The sequence below is a fragment of the Pseudomonas sp. Pseusp11 genome (genome assembly GCF_047304405.1).
Taxonomy (GTDB): Bacteria; Pseudomonadota; Gammaproteobacteria; order Pseudomonadales; family Pseudomonadaceae; genus Aquipseudomonas.
Map to the genome: position 1 here is coordinate 90,160 of NZ_JBGLZF010000020.1, position 17,712 is coordinate 107,871.

The 17,712-nt window shown below is 58.0% G+C and carries 19 protein-coding genes; 7 read left to right on the forward strand and 12 right to left on the reverse strand.

What is annotated here, in order from left to right; all coding sequences use genetic code 11:
* Nucleotides 1-458: 458 nt before the first annotated feature.
* Nucleotides 459-1,388, reverse strand: a complete 930-nt coding sequence (locus ACCC96_RS17950; RefSeq protein WP_413696481.1) for a malate dehydrogenase — start codon at nt 1,386-1,388, stop codon at nt 459-461.
* Between the two features lie 500 nt (nt 1,389-1,888).
* On the opposite strand from ACCC96_RS17950, the gene ACCC96_RS17955 reads away from it, so the two are divergent.
* Nucleotides 1,889-2,287: a hypothetical protein gene (locus tag ACCC96_RS17955; protein ID WP_305412344.1), complete on the forward strand. Its 399-nt coding sequence runs from the start codon at nt 1,889-1,891 to the stop codon at nt 2,285-2,287.
* A gap of 87 nt (nt 2,288-2,374) precedes the next feature.
* On the opposite strand, the gene ACCC96_RS17960 is transcribed toward ACCC96_RS17955, so the two are convergent.
* Entirely contained in the window at nt 2,375-3,100 is a 726-nt protein-coding gene (locus tag ACCC96_RS17960; RefSeq protein ID WP_413696482.1) for a tetratricopeptide repeat protein, read from the reverse strand.
* 228 nt (nt 3,101-3,328) lie between these two features.
* On the opposite strand from ACCC96_RS17960, the gene ACCC96_RS17965 reads away from it, so the two are divergent.
* Nucleotides 3,329-3,490, forward strand: coding sequence for a DUF2986 domain-containing protein (locus ACCC96_RS17965; RefSeq protein ID WP_413696483.1), 162 nt, complete (start codon nt 3,329-3,331; stop codon nt 3,488-3,490).
* Between the two features lie 135 nt (nt 3,491-3,625).
* On the opposite strand, the gene ACCC96_RS17970 is transcribed toward ACCC96_RS17965, so the two are convergent.
* Nucleotides 3,626-4,675, reverse strand: a complete 1,050-nt coding sequence (locus ACCC96_RS17970; RefSeq protein ID WP_413696509.1) for an alpha/beta hydrolase family protein — start codon at nt 4,673-4,675, stop codon at nt 3,626-3,628.
* A gap of 287 nt (nt 4,676-4,962) precedes the next feature.
* Nucleotides 4,963-5,577 carry a hypothetical protein gene (locus ACCC96_RS17975; protein ID WP_019648669.1) on the reverse strand — a complete coding sequence of 205 codons (615 nt, stop codon included), beginning with the start codon at nt 5,575-5,577 and terminating at the stop codon, nt 4,963-4,965.
* 263 nt (nt 5,578-5,840) lie between these two features.
* On the opposite strand from ACCC96_RS17975, the gene ACCC96_RS17980 reads away from it, so the two are divergent.
* On the forward strand, nt 5,841-6,101 hold the full coding sequence (locus ACCC96_RS17980; RefSeq protein ID WP_258668863.1) for a DUF6429 family protein: 261 nt from the start codon (nt 5,841-5,843) through the stop codon (nt 6,099-6,101).
* Between the two features lie 173 nt (nt 6,102-6,274).
* Here ACCC96_RS17980 and ACCC96_RS17985 read toward each other — a convergent pair whose 3' ends face one another.
* Entirely contained in the window at nt 6,275-7,156 is an 882-nt protein-coding gene (locus ACCC96_RS17985) for a LysR family transcriptional regulator (protein ID WP_413696484.1), read from the reverse strand.
* 110 nt (nt 7,157-7,266) lie between these two features.
* Here ACCC96_RS17985 and ACCC96_RS17990 point away from each other — a divergent pair, with 110 nt between their 5' ends.
* Nucleotides 7,267-7,851, forward strand: a complete 585-nt coding sequence (locus tag ACCC96_RS17990; RefSeq protein ID WP_413696485.1) for an isochorismatase family protein — start codon at nt 7,267-7,269, stop codon at nt 7,849-7,851.
* 57 nt (nt 7,852-7,908) lie between these two features.
* Here ACCC96_RS17990 and ACCC96_RS17995 read toward each other — a convergent pair whose 3' ends face one another.
* Nucleotides 7,909-9,810 (reverse strand): potassium transporter Kup, encoded by a 1,902-nt coding sequence (locus ACCC96_RS17995; RefSeq protein WP_413696486.1) that lies wholly within the window; start codon nt 9,808-9,810, stop codon nt 7,909-7,911.
* Between the two features lie 517 nt (nt 9,811-10,327).
* On the opposite strand from ACCC96_RS17995, the gene ACCC96_RS18000 reads away from it, so the two are divergent.
* Nucleotides 10,328-11,674, forward strand: a complete 1,347-nt coding sequence (locus ACCC96_RS18000; RefSeq protein WP_413696487.1) for a PAS domain S-box protein — start codon at nt 10,328-10,330, stop codon at nt 11,672-11,674.
* A 35-nt stretch (nt 11,675-11,709) separates the two neighbouring features.
* On the opposite strand, the gene ACCC96_RS18005 is transcribed toward ACCC96_RS18000, so the two are convergent.
* The gene (locus ACCC96_RS18005; protein WP_413696488.1) at nt 11,710-12,330 is read right to left on the reverse strand and encodes a cell wall hydrolase; all 621 of its coding nucleotides are present in this window, start codon (nt 12,328-12,330) and stop codon (nt 11,710-11,712) included.
* Between the two features lie 449 nt (nt 12,331-12,779).
* Between ACCC96_RS18005 and ACCC96_RS18010 the strand changes: the two genes are divergently transcribed.
* Nucleotides 12,780-13,631 (forward strand): CAP domain-containing protein, encoded by an 852-nt coding sequence (locus ACCC96_RS18010; protein ID WP_258668869.1) that lies wholly within the window; start codon nt 12,780-12,782, stop codon nt 13,629-13,631.
* 70 nt (nt 13,632-13,701) lie between these two features.
* Here the strand turns inward: ACCC96_RS18010 and ACCC96_RS18015 are convergent, their stop codons facing one another.
* From ACCC96_RS18015 to ACCC96_RS18035, 5 genes are all read right to left on the reverse strand, one after another.
* Nucleotides 13,702-14,100: a DUF5329 domain-containing protein gene (locus ACCC96_RS18015; RefSeq protein ID WP_413696489.1), complete on the reverse strand. Its 399-nt coding sequence runs from the start codon at nt 14,098-14,100 to the stop codon at nt 13,702-13,704.
* Nucleotides 14,101-14,164: 64 nt separating this feature from the next.
* Complete coding sequence (locus tag ACCC96_RS18020) at nt 14,165-14,401, reverse strand: hypothetical protein (protein ID WP_081628196.1); 237 nt, start codon at nt 14,399-14,401, stop codon at nt 14,165-14,167.
* A 123-nt stretch (nt 14,402-14,524) separates the two neighbouring features.
* Nucleotides 14,525-14,761 carry a hypothetical protein gene (locus ACCC96_RS18025; RefSeq protein ID WP_019648658.1) on the reverse strand — a complete coding sequence of 79 codons (237 nt, stop codon included), beginning with the start codon at nt 14,759-14,761 and terminating at the stop codon, nt 14,525-14,527.
* Between the two features lie 61 nt (nt 14,762-14,822).
* The gene (locus ACCC96_RS18030) at nt 14,823-15,611 is read right to left on the reverse strand and encodes a DeoR/GlpR family DNA-binding transcription regulator (RefSeq protein WP_413696490.1); all 789 of its coding nucleotides are present in this window, start codon (nt 15,609-15,611) and stop codon (nt 14,823-14,825) included.
* Between the two features lie 95 nt (nt 15,612-15,706).
* Nucleotides 15,707-16,600, reverse strand: coding sequence for a LysR family transcriptional regulator (locus ACCC96_RS18035; RefSeq protein ID WP_111453640.1), 894 nt, complete (start codon nt 16,598-16,600; stop codon nt 15,707-15,709).
* 86 nt (nt 16,601-16,686) lie between these two features.
* Here ACCC96_RS18035 and ACCC96_RS18040 point away from each other — a divergent pair, with 86 nt between their 5' ends.
* A complete protein-coding gene (locus ACCC96_RS18040; protein WP_413696491.1) occupies nt 16,687-17,481 on the forward strand; it encodes an NAD(P)H-dependent oxidoreductase in 795 nt (264 codons plus the stop codon).
* Nucleotides 17,482-17,712 lie beyond the last annotated feature (231 nt).

Here is a 17,712-nt window from a genome sequence, read left to right on the forward strand (position 1 = left end):
ACCTTAGCGTACGGCTTTCTCCGAATTCTGCGGGCTCCCCTATTACACTCGTCCGTCCGATGAGGGGGCAGATTCGTAAGATGACGAATAATACGCCAAGCGTCCGACGGTGCTTGGCACCTCCTGAAGCGATAACCAACCCCCGGTGACAGTCAGCTTCGGGTCGTTTTTTTCCTGTCGTAACGGTCAGCTTTTGGTCGATTTCTGGCCTTCGCGATAGGCAGCAATCGGCCAAAAGCGGCCATCGAATGTCTACTTATTCAGGGGCGATTCACAATCAGGATTGGCCTGACAGGGTATGGGGACAGTCGAAACATGCATCGGTCGTCCGCGCCAATCCGGCCTGTTCAGGCCCATAAAAGATCATAGTGCCACTGCCTGACACCAGTAACACCATGACCCCGAGCGCCAGGGACCGGCGCTCCACTCCCCGTTGCGTCCCCCTCATATAGCCCCGCTCACAAAGCATTCATTTCAGCAATATCACGCACCACCTGATCTGCAGAGCGGTCGAACATCGCCTGCTCCTGCGCATCCAGAGACAACTCGATCACCCGCACAACCCCATCCTCTGCCAGCACACAGGGGACACCCATGGCAATACCAGTTCGCCCGTACTCGCCCTCGAGAATCGCGACCGTCGGCAAAATGCGGTTTCGCCCATTGGCGATAGCATCCACCATCTGCGCAATTGCCACGCCTGGCGCATCGCAGGCGCTCCCCACCTTCTTCAAACCCAGAATCTCGCCGCCACCCTGACGTGTGCGCTCCACGATCTGCTCTATCTGCTGATTGGACAGGAAGTGAGACAGCGGCACCGAACCGACCGCACAGTATCGCATCAGCGGCACCATGCTATCGCCATGCCCTCCCAGCACCAGCGCCGTGATATCCCGAGCAGAAAACCCTGTCTCCTCGGCAATGAAACACTTCATGCGCGCTGTATCCAGTACCCCCGCCTGCCCGAACACCCTGTTGCGTCCCAGCCCACTGAGACACCAAGCCCGATAGGTCAGCACGTCGACCGGGTTCGACACCACCAACACCGTCGCCGCCGGAGCATGACGATTAATATCCAGCATGATGCTATCGAGAATTGGCAGATTGATACTCAATACATCCTGACGCGACTGACCAGGCTTGCGGGGCACACCCGCCGTAATCACCACCAGGTCAGAATCCTGCAGCAATTCGGCATTGGACCCGCCGTAAACCCTGGTATCAGAACCTGACTCAACTGCCGCCTGCCAGACGTCCAGCGCCTTGCCCTGTGCCAACTCACCCTGCACATCAATCAACATCAACTCACGACAGAACTCTTCCCGGGCGATGATCTGAGCCGCAGCCTCACCCACCATACCGGCACCCACAATTGATAGCTTATTCACCTCACACCTCCCTGCGGCTCGCGCCACCAGCAACACGCCCGCCTATACAGAGAAGTATTACCCGCTAATGCTAAAAGACCACCCGAAGGTGGTCTGTATTTGTTTTACCTGCTTTTCGCCATTCCCATGGCGGCATTACTTCAGCCTCTGATAACCCCCGTAGGCCGAGCCGTGCGGCCTTAGCGGACTGCTCCAGGTCTATCGCAGCCCTTTGCCATCGCCCGCAATGGGTTGTGGATTTCTGCCTGTCGCGAAAGGCTGCAACCACCCCATAGCTGCCCGTGGTGAGTGGCGGCAACCGGCCAGAAGCCGACAACCAGATAGCAAACCTCAAAGAGACCGAACAATGAGGTCGCCGGCTATTTAAGCAGCGCTATCCTAGAACTTTTCTCTTTTTATCGGTCTATGTGGACAGGCACATCCTCGGTAAGCGCGACCTCGCAGGCTTCCCGCAGTCAGATGGCCACACGTCCATTGTCAATCAGAGGTTGTCTTCGCTCATGAAATTCCATGACCCACGGATGGTGCTCTTCGGCCTGTTCGCGCTCGCGGCAGTGGGCTCCGCATCAGCAACACAAATGAAGACCTCAACCCCTGTTTTCGCAACTGAAGTAGCAGCCGTTCAGGCTCCGGTCGAGGCCGCCGGCAACCCTTGGCCAACCTTGGCCAGTATGGCCGGCAAGCAGCCAGGCCCCTTGCTGGCCCATGACGACCGATACTGGCATGACGGCCGTTGGCACGATCGTAGAGACGATTGGCGCCGAGACGAATGGCGTAGAGAACAGTGGCGCAGAGAGCAAGCTCGTCGAGAAGCTGAACGCCATCGTTATTGGGAGCGCCACGATGATCGGCCCATGCGGCACCGCTATGAGGATGATCACCGCTACTATCGTCGCTAGTGCGACGCCACGAGACGGAAGTCTGACCATTCAACGCGACGGTCGTAGCTGGACCGTCGCCGACCAGCCAGAAGGCCACTCAGAAACTCAACCGCGCACCAGGTAGGCTCCCGACGGAACCCGATGCCGTAGCTTCTTGCATTTGCCGGGTGGGGGCTGATGCCCGGGCGGGCGATCAGGAAACCAGATTCGGCATTTACCCGGAGGCGGCCAATGGCCGCGGGGAATCTCAACGCCATCGTACGCGGGCGCTGGCTCGGCGGAAGCCGATTGCAATTCTCCTTCGGGCATCGCGCGAGCGAAGTTGCCAGCATCGCGCCCAGTATCCGGAGCGGCTTGTTCAGTAGCGGCCATTTCTGCTTCGCGGAGCCTTTGGGCCTCCTCTTCGAGCCCCTTCTGTACTGCAACCTGGTCCTCTTCTTTGGCGTTGGGTGAGGTGCTCGATGCGTTGGCCTGCTGCGCCGCCTGGATCAATTGGAAGTTGCGGTTGCGTAACGCTGCGTTGCTACCGACTCTCATGTTCGAGCGCACCGCCAATGTTTCAGCCTGCTGGTACTGCCCCTGCTGAAGACGCAACACACCGAGATAATGCAGCGTCGCGGGATTGTTTGGCTGGATATGCAGGGCACGCTCCAGCGTGGCAGCGGCTTGGTCCAACTGGCCATCTCCATACTGCCGCGAGGCGGTTTCGATCAGGGTGGTTGATGCGCTGTTGCTTTGCGAGGGCGCCCTTCGCTCGGCAGCAACCGAACAAAGCGACGTGACGACGCAGAACGCCAGGATAAGACCCGGCAGAAAATTCTTGGTTGGCATCAGGGGGCGGACTCGGCTGATCTCGGACGGCACTGTCGTAAAACAGGCCACCAGCACTGCTCGGCATCTGCGACACAGGGCCCCCATTGACCTGGCCAGTACCCTGAAGTTCCCGCCGCAACGGCCATTGCGGACGGAGTGGAATTCGCAGGCCGCCGCACCGGTATCAATTTTTACCTGAAATTTTAAGCTGGTATCATTCAAGCACTGACAAACCGAGCAGAAAATATGAATCGTCGTAAAAAAATAAATCAGTTATTAAAGGCTAATGCCAAAAAGGCCAGCGCCAAATTGGCACCGAAAAGCAAGACTAAATACATTAGTAAAGCTGACCGATTGAAGCTGGCGGCTGAAGCCGGTCAGGACTCAATCACTTCCGCTGAGAGCTGATCTACGTAGCCTTCGCGACCGACCGCTTCCGCCGCAGAGCCCACTTCCCTGCCCAACCGATCTGACAGATTGCGCGGACGTCAAAACTGCTACAGCGGTTTTTTGTTGAGCTGCAGCAGTTCCCTTAGCACGAGTTTACAAACTTTCTTCTTTGTAGGATGACTGAAGAAACTCTGCTATCAGCGATGTGATCTGCTGCTGAATCACCCCACGTGAGCGACCGCCGTCGCCATCCAGGCAAATGATGCCATCGCCTGGTACATCGTCTTCGAGCAGTTTCTGCGCGCCAGGTTTGCACATCGACAAGAAGCTGAAATGGCTTGCGTCGCTGATTTCGACGTAACGGCTTGACGCCGCAGGCAAGCGTTTGGCCAGGTTGGCAGACTCCAGTTCAGCAGGAAGGTCGTGCGACGGTACGCCGGCAGCGATCACCAGCGTTGGTACCGGCAGCGCCGCCAGGCTTTCATCGGTCATGCCCCGTGAAAGGCCAATGTCCAATGTAACCACGGCAGTGACGCGTTTATCGCGCAAATCGGCGGCCAACGCGGCCTTTGATTTTGAGGTGCTTGCAGGGTTTATCGTTTCGTAGACGGTGCAACTCGCTAACTGCGGGTGGGCTTTGCAGTCAAGGGCGAAGCGGTCTGGATCGAAACGAGCACCGGCGATCTCCAAGGCGGTCATGCCGCCGAGTGAATGGCCCACTACTGCAATTCGGTCATTGGCGACCAAGCCGAATTTTTCAGGTTGAGTCGTGACGCTATCAATGGCTCGACGCACATCAACGGGCCGCTGCCATAACTGCGCCGCTGCTTGAGGGCTACGGTCATGAGTGGTGGTGCCAGGGTGATTGATCGCGGCGACGATGTAACCCCTATGGGCCAGAGCACTGGCAAGCCAGATCTGGTTGCTCCAGTTCCCCCTGTACCCGTGGGAAAGCACCAACAAGGGATGCTTGCCAGCAGCGGGCGGCGCGTTACGAACGGCAGAAGCACCGACAAACACCACATCATCGCCGATCAACTGCGTGGCGGCGGTAGTCGCACTGGGGTACCAAACGACCATCTCCAGTGAGCGGTCACTGTGCGAGTCCGGCAGTGTGGAAGATTGGAAGCCGACAGGGTTCTCATCGGCGAGTGCGAGAGTAGTCAGGCAGGTCAACAACAGGGCGCCAAAAGCTATTTTCAATGTCGTTTCTTCCTTGATTAGACAAATACATGGCAACCTGAACCCGCCGTCAGGCGAATCCACCTTCGTACGGAGTCGAAGCTAACGTGGCTGCATAGTGAGAGCACGGACATTAAAGCCCACAATCGAATCCACGGGCATGAATTTCATCGTTAACTCTGTTCGCGGCCTTTAGTGAGAAGGCTGAATGCCCGCTTTTCCGCGTGTCTTTCCTGATGCCAGGAACCAATAGCGATTCAAGGCCAACCCTTTGGCATACACCTGAAAGAATTGGCCCATGCCCCCTCTTATGGCTCGTTTGGAAATTCGACATAAGCGATGACTTTACCGAACGGCGCACTTGTCATACCTATCGGCATATTCACTCCTGGGTAGCCTGCTATCGGTGTATTGATGATTGAAACCTGCTCCCCCGGGGCGCGGTTATCCGCAGCGATCAGCAAAAAGTAAGTGCCATCGGCGGGCGCGACGCCGGACCATTCAATTGCCAGCGCATTGGGGCCGACCAAATTATCAGCCACGATATTACCTTGTGCATCGAGCACCACTGCTTTGGGTTTCAGAGCACTTTTCGCAAACCCCATGCACATGTTGTTGCACATTGAGCTGACGTTGATCACGTAGGTCTGGCCCTTGAGCAAACGGAAGTTGAACAGTCGGTAGTTGCCTTGCTGCGTCCCCATGACAATGCGTGGCTCTGCTGGGCTGATCTCCCATCGCACCGGAAACAGGTCACGATTGATCGGCAGAGGAGTGACCGGTGCCTGGTGAATGGCTTCCTGGAATGAATGAGCGATTGGTGTATTGCTGGACTGGACCTGATCGATGTATTGGTTTTGCGAATTGCTTGAGCAGCCAACCAGGGACAAGACAACAGCAAGTGGTAGTAAGCATTTGAGCATCGGGGGTCGTCCATTGAGTACTACAGGCGGGAGCCGTTAGTCGAATTTAAAAATGTAAACAGTCATTGTCGGCGGCTCTGGCTGAAGCTTGAATGTAAGTAGGTAAAATCGTTGCCCGTCCGCTAGGGAGAGAATGGAGAAGTCTCTTTTGAGACTCGCCCTCTTTTTCAACATAGGCCCCAACCGTTAAAGTGTGGGGTTCACGGATCGCTTAATGAACATGAACTCGATGAGACCTGTTGAATACGAGCGGAGCAACGATCATGGAATATGACGACAAACTGATTGAAGAAGCCGTGCTTGCCCTGTTGGCAACCTTCAGTTTTGACAACGGCAATGCCTGGAAAGGGTTCGACTTCGAGACCATGAACCGATTGCATGAACAAGGTTTCATCAGTAATCCGGTGAACAAGAACAAATCGATTTGGTTGACGGCCGAAGGGCTGGAGCAAGGTCGGCAGATAGCCGACCGGTTGTTTGAGGTAAGAACTCAAGTGGGGCACGTATCCGACTCGGATACCTGACTTCATGCTGCGGCAACCCTAGGTGCCCCTCGAAAAAAGCGCAAAAAAGGGGACGGATTTATTTCTCTCAAATAAATCCGTCCCCTTTTCGTTCCGTTCGCGGTCTTTTAGAGAGAAGGCTGAACGTCTGCGTTCCCGCGTATCTTGCCTAGTGAAAAGGCACTCACCACCCACTAAGCATCCTGCAATTTCTCACGCAGAAACTCGATAAACCGTTGGGTTTTCGCCGGTAACAGTCGCGTCTCGGTGAGGGCATAAACCGAGACGGGCGAAGCCTGCCACTGCGGCAAGACTCTGCGCAGCGTGCCATCGGCGAGGTCTTGCGCAACGATGCCTTCGGCCAGTAACGCGACTCCCAGATCCAGCGTCGCCAGACGTCGAATCATTCCCACGCTGTTGAGTTCAAATCGACCGCCCACCTCAACCTCCTCCTGCCCTTCACTGCTGGAAAGTATCCAGCGCTCAGCACGGGTTCCGCGCAGACGCAGGCATTGGTGATGAGTCAGGTCCGAGGGCTGGACGGGATCGCCGTACTGTTCGAGATAACGGGGTGAGGCGTAAAGACCGCGGCGCAAACTGGCGAGCTTGCGGGCGATCAGGTTCGAACTCGCGGGTTCACCCATGCGGATGACCACATCAATCGGCTCACTCACCAGGTCGACCTGACGCGGAGTCAGATCAAGCTCGAAGCTGATGCCGGGATACAGCCGGGCAAACTCCGCTATCAACGGCGCCAGGTAGATATTGGCGAAATCCACCGGCAACGAGGCCCGCAGTACACCGCTGGGGCGGGCCAGCATTTCACCGAGCTGCTCGTGCGCAAGCCTGGCTTCTTCGACGATGCGTTTGCAGCGTTCGAAGTACAACTGCCCCGCTTCGGTCAGCTCGATCTTGCGCGTGGTGCGATGCAAAAGCCTGAGCCCGATTTCTTTCTCGAGGCCGCTTATCCGGCGCGACAGCGTCGAGTTCGGCATGCCCATCGCCTCGGCCGCGCGGCGGAAACTTCGCGCCTTCACAACCTCGACGAACAGCGCCATGTCGTTGAGAAACTCCAAGGCTATTGCTCCATCAGTGGATCAGTCATTTCAATTTTACCCGGTTTATCCCGGATTCGGATTGATCAATGATAGCCCCATGCCGCAACCCGACCGCCAGGAGCATCATCATGACGTATGAAAAATTCAGTGCCGACAATGCCGCCCTGCTGTTGATCGATCACCAGGTGGGAACGATGGGCTGGGTGAAATCCATCCCGTTCGAAGAACTGAAACGCAACGCGCTGATGCTCGCCAAAGCGGCCAGCATTCTGAAGCTGCCGGTGGTGCTGACTTCCAGCATGGAAGAGTACGCACAGGGGCCGCTGCTGAGTGAACTGGAGCAGATCCTGCCTGCCGAGTTCGCTTCCCGCGTCAAACGCCTGGGCATCGTCAACGCTATGGACGATGAAAACTTCGCCGCCGCCGTCAAAGCCACGGGCCGTAAAAAGCTGATCATTGCCGGAGTCACCAATGACGTCTGCACGGTTTATCCGGCGCTGAGTCTGGTGTGTGAAGGCTATGACGTTCAGGTAGTGGCCGACGGTGGCGGTTCACCGAGTGTGATGGCCGATGACATCGCCCTGCGGCGGATGGATAAAGGCGGCGTGACGCTGACCACCACCAACCAGCTGATTGCAGAACTCGCCGGAAGCTGGGCTACGCCGCAAGGTGGGCAGTTGGTGCAAGTGTTGATGGAAGCACTTCAAGGCTAAAGATTGGGTGCAATACCTGTGGGAGCAGCGCACCGCCGCTCCCACAGGGATGAGTCGCTACATCTCAACCTGCGTACCCAGCTCAATCACACGATTGAGCGGCAAATTGAAGTATTTGAGGTTGCTGTTGGCGTTCTTCAGCAAGAACGCGAACAGGGTCTCGCGCCAACGGGCCATGCCGATACGCTTGGTCGGGACGACCGTCTCGCGGCTGAGGAAATAGGTGGTGCGCATCGGACTGAAATCCAGCTCTTTCAAATGGCACAGACTCAACGCCAGCGGCACATCGGGCTCCTCTATAAAGCCGAAGTGCAGACTGACCCGGAAGAACCCTTCGCCAAAAGACTCGATCTCGAACCGCTGATCCGCAGGCACACGCGGGCGGTCTTCAGACACCACGGTGAGCAACACCACCTGCTCGTGCAGCACCTGGTTGTGCAACAGGTTGTGCAACAGCGCATGGGGAACTGCATCGGATCTGGCCGTCAGAAATACCGCGGTACCTTGCACTCGATGGGGTGGTTGCGCGCCGATGCTGCTGATGAACAACGGCAGCGGCAGAGCGGTTTCGTCCAGTCGCTCGACAATGATCTTGCGGCCGCGCTTCCAGGTGGTCATCAAAATGAACAGGGCAATACCGGCGATTACCGGGAACGCACCGCCCTGGAAGATCTTCGATATGTTGGCGGCGAAGTACAGGCTGTCGACCACGAGAAAACCCAACAGCATCGGAATCGCCAGCCAGCGCGGTGTTTTCCACAGCAGCAAGACCACGGCCGAGGACAGGATAGTCGTGATCAACATGGTCCCCGTCACCGCCACGCCATACGCCGCCGCCAGCGCACTGGACGACTCGAAGCCGATGACCAGCAACACGACGCCGACCATCAGCGCCCAGTTCACCAGGCCGATGTAAATCTGCCCCTGCTCCTGACTGGAGGTGTGCTGGATAAACATACGCGGCACGTAACCCAGCTGAATGGCCTGGCGAGTCAGTGAGAACGCCCCGGAAATCACCGCCTGGGAGGCGATGATGGTGGCCAGCGTCGACAACGCGACCATCGGCAGCAGCGCCCAGTCGGGTGCCAATAGATAGAATGGGTTGCGTACCGCTTCCGGGCTCCCGAGGATCAACGCACCCTGGCCAAAGTAATTGAGCACCAGGCCAGGCAGCACCAGCATGAACCAGGCACGGGCAATCGGTTTGCGACCAAAATGGCCCATGTCGGCATACAGCGCTTCAGCACCGGTCAATGCCAATACCACGGCGCCCAGAATGGCGATGCCAATGCCCGGATGAACTACGAAGAATCGCACCGCCCAAGCAGGATTGAGCGCTTGCAGCACTTCCGGGCGTTGCAGAATGCCGAATATACCGAGAATGCCCAACACCACGAACCACAGCACCATGACCGGGCCGAACAGGATGCCGATACGCGCCGTGCCATGTTTCTGGATCAGGAACAGTGCTACCAGAACGATAACGGACAGCGGAACGACCCAATGCCCGATGCCCTCGAACGCAAGTTGCAGACCTTCAACCGCGGAGAGCACCGAAATGGCCGGGGTGATCATGCTGTCCCCGTAAAACAGTGCCGCGCCAAACAGCCCGAGCAGCACCAGGTTCCGGCTCATTTTCGGATACGGCGCCGAGGCCCGGCGTGCCAGTGCCGTCAAGGCCATGATGCCGCCCTCGCCCTGGTTGTTGGCGCGCAGGATAAACAGCACGTACTTGATCGAGACGACCCAGATCAGCGACCAGAAAATCAACGACAGAATGCCCAGTACACCGTCCTGATTGGCCTGGACGCCATAGTGGCCGGCGAACACTTCCTTGAGTGTGTAAAGCGGGCTGGTACCAATGTCTCCATAAACCACGCCGACCGCGGCGACGAGCAAGCCCACTCCTGATGTTTTGGCGTGGGAGTTTTCATGGGCGGGGATCGCTGTTTCGCTCACGGGTAGCTTCTCTGAGATTGAAGGAAATAAATGGCATGCCACCTTCGAGCAAGAGGGTTTGCGGGGCTACCGGGCAAACATTGGAACTCAGCCATGAAACCCCACGGCCTGATAATGAGATTAGTCCATGGGTGTCATGCCGTTCGTTCAGGCGACCTGGAGAGTTTGCAGGCCTGTCGACGATCAAAAAAACGCGGCAAGTATCCTCGCAAGGGAAAACACCTACCGTAAAGAAAGCGTAAAAATGTACGGGCAGCAGCGAGCGAATTTCGATCAAGCTTGTTGTGCGCGACCAAAAATAGTCCTTAATTAGAGGCAAGGTTCTTTCCGGGACCTCGCCACATCGCTATATCCTGTATTTCACCCCGAATCATCTGAATCGAGTGCCAAGGCACCACCAGCATGGAGTTTGCGAATGAGCCAAGGGCCTGTCCATGAGGACGACACCGCTATTGGACCTACCTGTACACCCTCAGAAGGTAGCGAGCAAACCTCCCCGTCCCTTCACGACCTGGGGTTGAGTGATGTCCTTGAGGCACTGCCCGAGGCCATCTACACCACTGATGCCAAGGGTCTGATCACCTTTTACAACCATGCAGCGGCGGTGCTGTGGGGAGTGACCCCGGCGCTTGGGGAGAGCACCTTTTGCGGCTCCTGGAAGCTCTATTGGCCCGACGGCACGCCGCTGCCCCACGATGAATGCCCCATGGCCATGGCATTAAAGGAACAACGTCCTGTCCGAGGGCTTGAAGCCATCGCCGAGCGGCCGGATGGCACACGCGTTCGTTTTCTGGCGTGCCCCTCGCCGATCTTCGATGCAACAGGCGGCCTGATAGGCGCCGTTAACATGCTGATCGACCTGACCGACCAGACCGTCGCCGATGAAGCCGCGCTGAGGCATGACGCGCTGGTCGAATCGTCTGCCGATGCAATCATCGCCAAAGACCTGAACGGCACGATTACCAACTGGAATGCTGGTGCCCAGCGACTCTTCGGTTACACAGCCGAAGAAGCCGTCGGCCAACCCATTGCCATGCTCATTCCGCTGGATCGACTGGATGAGGAATCCAGCATCTTGACGCGCATCCGTCGAGGCGAGCGCATCGAACACTATGAAACCCTCCGGCGGCGCAAAGACGGCAGCCTGGTCGAGATCTCTCTCGCCGTCTCTCCCATCAGAAATCGGCAAGGCCGTATTGTCGGAGCGGCCAAAATCGCTCGCGATATCACCGAGCGACGACAGGCGGAAGAACAAAAGAGCCTGCTCATCAGAGAGATGGATCACCGGGTGAAAAACCTGTTTACCCTGGCGAACAGCGTGGTCTCACTGAGCGCCCGTTCGGCAACGACCCCCGGTGAACTCGCCTCCGCCGTTTGCTCACGGCTGAACGCATTGGCGCGAGCCCATACCCTGACCATACCGCACGGTTTGAGTAACGAGCAGCCAACGACATTGCATGCCCTCATTCAAACCATTCTCGCGCCTTATGCCGATAGCGGGGATAACAGCCAGTCACGCGCTTTCGTGACCGGCCCTGACGTAACGATTGACGGTGCGTCAGTCACCAGCTTCGCGCTGCTGTTGCATGAGTTTGCAACCAACGCCGCGAAATATGGGGCGCTCTCTTTGCCTGAAGGGCTTTTGGATATTGCCTGTAGCGAGAGTGAGGAGGTATTCACCGTGGTCTGGAGCGAAAGGAATGGCCCGCTCATTGACCGGGAACCCGACAGCACCGGTTTCGGCACCCTTCTCGCCAAAGCGACCGTGCATGGCCAGCTTCACGGCGAAATCCGCCGTGACTGGAAGCGCGAGGGGCTGACCATCACCGTAGCGTTTCCCACCCGTAGCATAAGCGGCCAGTAGAGGGTTGGCTCCAGATGGTGCGAAGCGATTCGCACCTACTTTGCCGTCCCGCCACCAGGTTTATAGAACAGAAACTTCCGGGTCTCGCCCGTCTTGATGTACTCCTTCGCCCAGTCGGGTTTCACCGTTCTGTCGTGGAAATACAAGGCACCGTGGGTGCGGTCCGTAAGTTGCTTGTTGAGTGCCTTGCGCGCGATCTCCTTGGCGATGGCATATTCGTCGTCTTCCTTTACCTGATCCGCACGCCCGTCGCACCACCAGGAAAACTGGCAGGCATGCTTTTCGGAACCTTGCTTGACCACGGCGCACACCGTATCCGGAAAACCTTCGTGACCGAGCCGGTTCATGACCACGCTGGCGACGCCTTCCATGTCGGCAGCAGTCACCCCTTTGGCTTCCCAGTAGATACTGCGTGCAAGGCACGTTATGGCATCCTCCAGCGGCGCCGTGCCCGCCGGATCGACCGCCTGCGCTTCGGAGGGGGTGATGACCTCGGATTTGGGCACCGGAACCTCGCTGCCCTTCTCTGCCGCTTTCTGCTCCAGAACCTGCGCCTTCTCTTCGGCCACCTCCTTTTTTTGCTCCTGGTCAGTCGCCCACACCTGGCCACACAGAAGGATGATTGCGAAGCAGGTGGCTACCCCTTTGAATCGCATGTTCCGACCCTTCTGATTGAAACCTTCGTGAGCAATGAAACGATCGCAGACCTGGGTTGATTGTAGTAGCCGCAATTCAATCCAACAGGCAGGCAATAAACTGCATTTGGGCGCGAAAAGGCATTGCATCGGGAGGGGTGTATTCGCGCATCATGGGAGGGGGGCGTTCTCAATTAGTTTCCCCGCCGCGCCGGGTCTGCTGTTGTGCAGGGCAAGGCGCGAGAAGCGTGGTTTGGTCATTCCAAATAAGCTTCGAGCAACGCAGCCCTGCACAACAGCAGGCCCGGCCCTTCGGGTTGTGCCTTAAAGCGGGCCAGGCTGCGTTGCAGGCCTTGGAAAGGGAACAACCATTCCCAGCGGCCTGCGCCTTGCCTGGCCCGCTTTAAGGCGACAACGCGGCGGGGAAACTAATTGAGAACGCCCCCCTAGTCCGTTCAAGGGAGATTTTCATGCGCAGCCTGTCATCCGTTTTGCATCTTGGCGTGTTGTCATTCGGGTTGGTGTTCAGCGTCATCGCGTCGGCGGCCGATGAACAACAGCTGGTGGAGTCGATCAACGTTTACCGCAGCCAGGTACAGCGCTGTGCCGGACAGGCGTCTTCGGAGTTACCACCGCTGGCCAGCGATCCGCGCCTGGTGCTGTCCGCCAACAGCATCGGCGACCTGCAGCAGGCATTGGCCCGCGCGGCATATCCGATGGTTAACGTGCAGGCGATCAGCTTGTCCGGCCCGCGTGATGCGCCCGCCGCGATGAAGGCGATTCAGGAGAGCTTCTGCCGGGTGGTGCTGGACCCGCAATTTGTCGATATCGGCGTCAGCCGGGAGGGCCGTGAATGGCGCATCGTGCTGGCACGCCCCCTGTTGACCGGGCGCTTGGGCGACTGGCAGGCGGAGGGACAGAAACTCCTTGAAGCGATGAACAGCGCCCGCACGCAAGCGCGCCAGTGCGGTGCCCAATCCTTCACCGCCACCACACCGCTGGCCTGGAACGCCACGCTCGGGTCAGCCGCCGAGGGCCACAGCCGGGCCATGGCCAACCATAACTTTTTCGATCACAAGGACCGCGACGGCCGCACGCCGGGTGATCGGGCTGAACTGGCGGGTTACGCCGGCCAACAGGTCGGTGAGAACATCGCCGCCGGGCAGGACACGGTGCGCAAGGTGGTCGATGGCTGGCTGGCCAGCCCGGGCCATTGCGCCAACCTGATGAACCCACAATTTCGCGAATTGGGTGCAGCCTATGCAGTGGACCCGAAGAGTGACGCAGGCATTTACTGGACGGCGATGTTTGGCACGCCGTGAAGAGTCGCCATCGGAAAAAGGAATCGCCATTTTGGCGGTGCATCTACTGCGCTAGCGCCCGACAAGACCATCAGTGAAGTTGCCGTTGCCGCTGTAGCTCGGTCTTCAACCAGAGGCTGGCCGGTTGTATGCCTGCCGGACAGTGCACTTCATAGGCGCGGCCACTCATGCTGCTTTGGGTGGCCGCCAGTTCAATGAAGTCTTCTGCGCTGTTCACCCTCTCCTGCTCTTCAAGGTACTCCAGCTTCTTCTCCAAATGCGCCCGGGCTTGAGGGCCAGCGTATTCGCTGCCGTTGCGCACAAACCGGCATTCACTGTGCTCGACAAAGTCCAGCAAGCTGTTTATTTCCTGAGTGACTTGAGGTCGGATTTGCGCCTGTGCATTGAACACCACGGCGGTCAGGCCGATACCCGCCGCCATCAGCCATTGAGTGAGGGGCGCAGCAACATATCCAGTCAGCCTTCGCATGGTTATTCCTCAGGAGGAGGTTCAGAGCGGTAATGACCCCGCTCTGAAGTCAGGCGATCAAGCGTCAATCGTCGCCTTGGTTATCATCGTTGCCACGGTCGCGGTGCCGACGGCGATCATCACGACGATCGTAATCCCGGTCATACCCTCGATCATCACGGTAATAATAGCCACGATCATGGTCGCGACGGTATTCACGGTGATCCCGATCGTACCTGTCTCCCTCTTCCCAGTAAGGAAAGCAACCTCCCAGCAGGAGAGTACTTGCAATGGCCAGGGTCATTATCGCGGTGCGCTTCATTTTAATGTCCTAAAAGGTCAGAACTACGGGGATGAGGTGACGCTGGCGGCGAATCGATCGCAGTGCGTTCAAACCCATAATTACGACCTTCAAGCCGGTCAATGATTCCGTTATCGCCGGGCCTTACAGCGTTCTCTGGCTGTTACCGATGGTTTTGGCTTTTTCAATGGCCCACTCCATCGCTGCTTCCATGTCCAGCAGATGCGGTGAGGGGTGTTTGTCCTCAACGATGGCCGAGCCATCCGGCCAATAGACCCCCATGAACATCTTCAGCGAACCGTCTCTCAATATCTCGGCTTTAACCTCAATCGTGCATCCGTTCGACAGCGTTTCCGAGTGGATCATGTGGCGCTCAGTCATGACTGCATTCCTCCCGTCGTTGCTATCAGCGTAACCCATGCAGCGCCGGGCGCGATGACGCTCAGGCGTCTGCCTGCACCACCTCGATCCCCAGTCTTTGATAATCCTCGAGATTGCCCGAGGCCACGTGGCGCTCGGTGATCAGCGTATGCACACGGGCACAAGGCGCAACCACGAAGGGCTCCACTGCCCCCAGTTTGTCCGCGGTGGTCACGGCAATCACATGGGAGGCGCTGGCGAGCATCGCCTGCTTCACCGGCACTTCATCGAAATGCAGCGAGCTGAGGCCGACTTCCGGATGAATGGCACAGACCCCGGTGAACACCAGGTCGGCCTTGATGCTCTCGATCAACCGCAGGGTTTCATGCCCGCTGGAAGACATCGTCGCAGGGTTGAGCTGACCACCGGCGACAATCACCGTGATGCCTGCGTATTCGGCCAATGTGATCGCAATCATCGGCGACGCGGTGACGGCTGTGATGACAATGTCAGCGGGTAGCGAGCGTGCGATCTGCAGCGTGGTGCTCCCGGAATCGAACATCACGATCTGGCCGTCTTTGACCCGGCGCGCGGCAAGTTGCGCCAACCGGGTTTTCACCTCGTCGGTTTCGCTGACCCGGGTGAAGTAATCCTTGCCCGTGTCCTTGGGCCGTGGCAACGCCCCGCCGTGCACCCGCTGCACCAGCCCGGCACTGGCCAGCTCCGACAGGTCCCGGCGAATGGTGTCTTCGGACACGGCGAAATGCTGGCTCAGCTCGGAAGCCATGACCTTGCCATCACGTTCGAGGATCAGCAGGATTTTTTGGCGGCGAAGTTGGGGGAGCTCTGCGGAGGAATGCTCGGCGTGCATGGTTATGCCTGTTTTTGCGTGTTTATGCGAGATTAGCCAAACACCTCAATGAACACAAGGCGCTCCCACAAGGGATTGTGTTTGATTGATACCCATCACAAGGCACTCACGATGAACTCACGCAACCATTGATGCCCAGGGTCGCGGTGACAGCGCTCGGGCCAGAGCATCGACATCTCGTAACCCGGGACTTCAAGCGGGGGCTCGACCATGGTCAAAGCGTGCGTATCGCGAACCAGGCGAGCTGGCAGCATCGCGACCATGTCGGTGCTCTCCACCACCGACGGGACAAACAGAAAATGGGGGAGCGAAAGCACCACTCGGCGCGTCATGCCCAGCTGGGAAAGCGCCTGATCGGTGACTCCCTGAAAGCCTCCGCCATCCCGGGATACGATGACGTGGTCGAGTTCGCAGAACTGCGCGAGTGTCGGTCGCTTTCTCAACAGCGGATGGCCAGTACGCCCCACCAACACATAGCGTTCGGTAAACAATGCACGACGTCGCAAGCCTGGGGGAGCATCCTCGGTGGTATGAAACGCCAGGTCGATTGCCCCCTGCTCCGCTTGTTTGGCCAGCTGTGACGGCATCAGGTCAAACACCGCCAAACGCGTGCCGGGTGCCGCCGAACGCAGCCCGGCCAACGCGGGCAAGATGATGGTCGACTCGCCGTAGTCCGACGCCATGACATTCCACGTCTGCCGTGCCTCGGCCGGGTTGAAAGGGCTGGCGGGCGACACCGCGCGCTCCAGGGCTTCCAGGGCCTGGCGCAACGGCTCGCGCAACTCATCGGCCCGAGCCGTGGGCCGCATGCCCCGTGGCCCCGGCAGTAATAGTGGATCGTTGAAAATATCCCTCAATTTGGCGAGATGAACGCTCACCGAAGGTTGCGACAGATTCAGACGTTGCGCCGCACGGGTCACGTTGTGTTCCGAGAGCAGGACATCAAGCGTCAGCAGCAGGTTGATGTCCAGACGTCGCAGATTATTCATGACAATACCTGGCATATTGGTTATTCATTTCCAATATACCGGGTAAGGCCTGATTCTGCTGGCTTCTGACAACGGAGACTCAGCCCATGAATGTTCTGCTCGTTTACGCCCATCCCGAACCCAAATCGTTAAACGGTTCGCTCAAGGACTTTGCCGTCAAACGCCTGGAAGCTGCCGGCCACCAGGTACAGGTTTCCGATTTGTATGCGATGGACTGGAAAGCCTCGCTGGACGCCGATGACAGTTTCGGCCGGCCTGCCGACGCACGGTTCGATCCGTCGCAAGACTCCAAGCGTGCCTTCAAAGAAGGCCGGCAACGCCAGGACATCGTTCTCGAACAGGAAAAACTGCTCTGGGCCGATACCGTCATCCTGCAGTTTCCGCTGTGGTGGTTCTCGATGCCGGCGATCCTCAAAGGCTGGGTGGAGCGCGTCTACGCCTATGGTTTTGCCTATGGCGTAGGGGAACACTCCGATGCGCGTTGGGGCGACCGTTACGGGGAAGGCACGCTGGCGGGCAAACGGGCAATGTTGATCGTCACCACGGGTGGCTGGGAATCTCATTACAGCCCACGGGGCATCAACGGGCCGATCGACGATGTGCTATTCCCGATCCAGCACGGCGTACTGTTCTACCCCGGCTTCGACGTGCTGCCACCGTTCGTGATCTATCGGACTGGTCGAATGGATGAGGCGAGATTTGCAACGACCTGTGAGGCGCTCGGCCAACGGCTCGATGACCTATGGGAAACCGCGCCGATTGCTTTCAGACCGCAGAATTCAGGGGCGTATGACATTCCGCAACTCACGTTGCGCGAAGAGATTGCTGCGGACCAGTCGGGCTTTGCGGCTCACATCAAACAGGCGGCACACTCGTTGTAGCAGCTGTCGAGCCTGCGAGGCTGCGTTCGGCTGCGAACACGAAAAAGCCCGCACAAGGCGGGCTTTGGAAATCGATGTAGGTGGCCAGCGCTGGTCTCTGGCTTACAAGGTTTATCGGGCCTCTCACAGAACAGGATTTTTAGCTTTAGGCTGTTCTGCCTCACACGGCATAAGGGCTGGATCTCAGCGCGGAGATCTTTCTAACCGTGTACCCTTGGGAGCGCGCCCCAC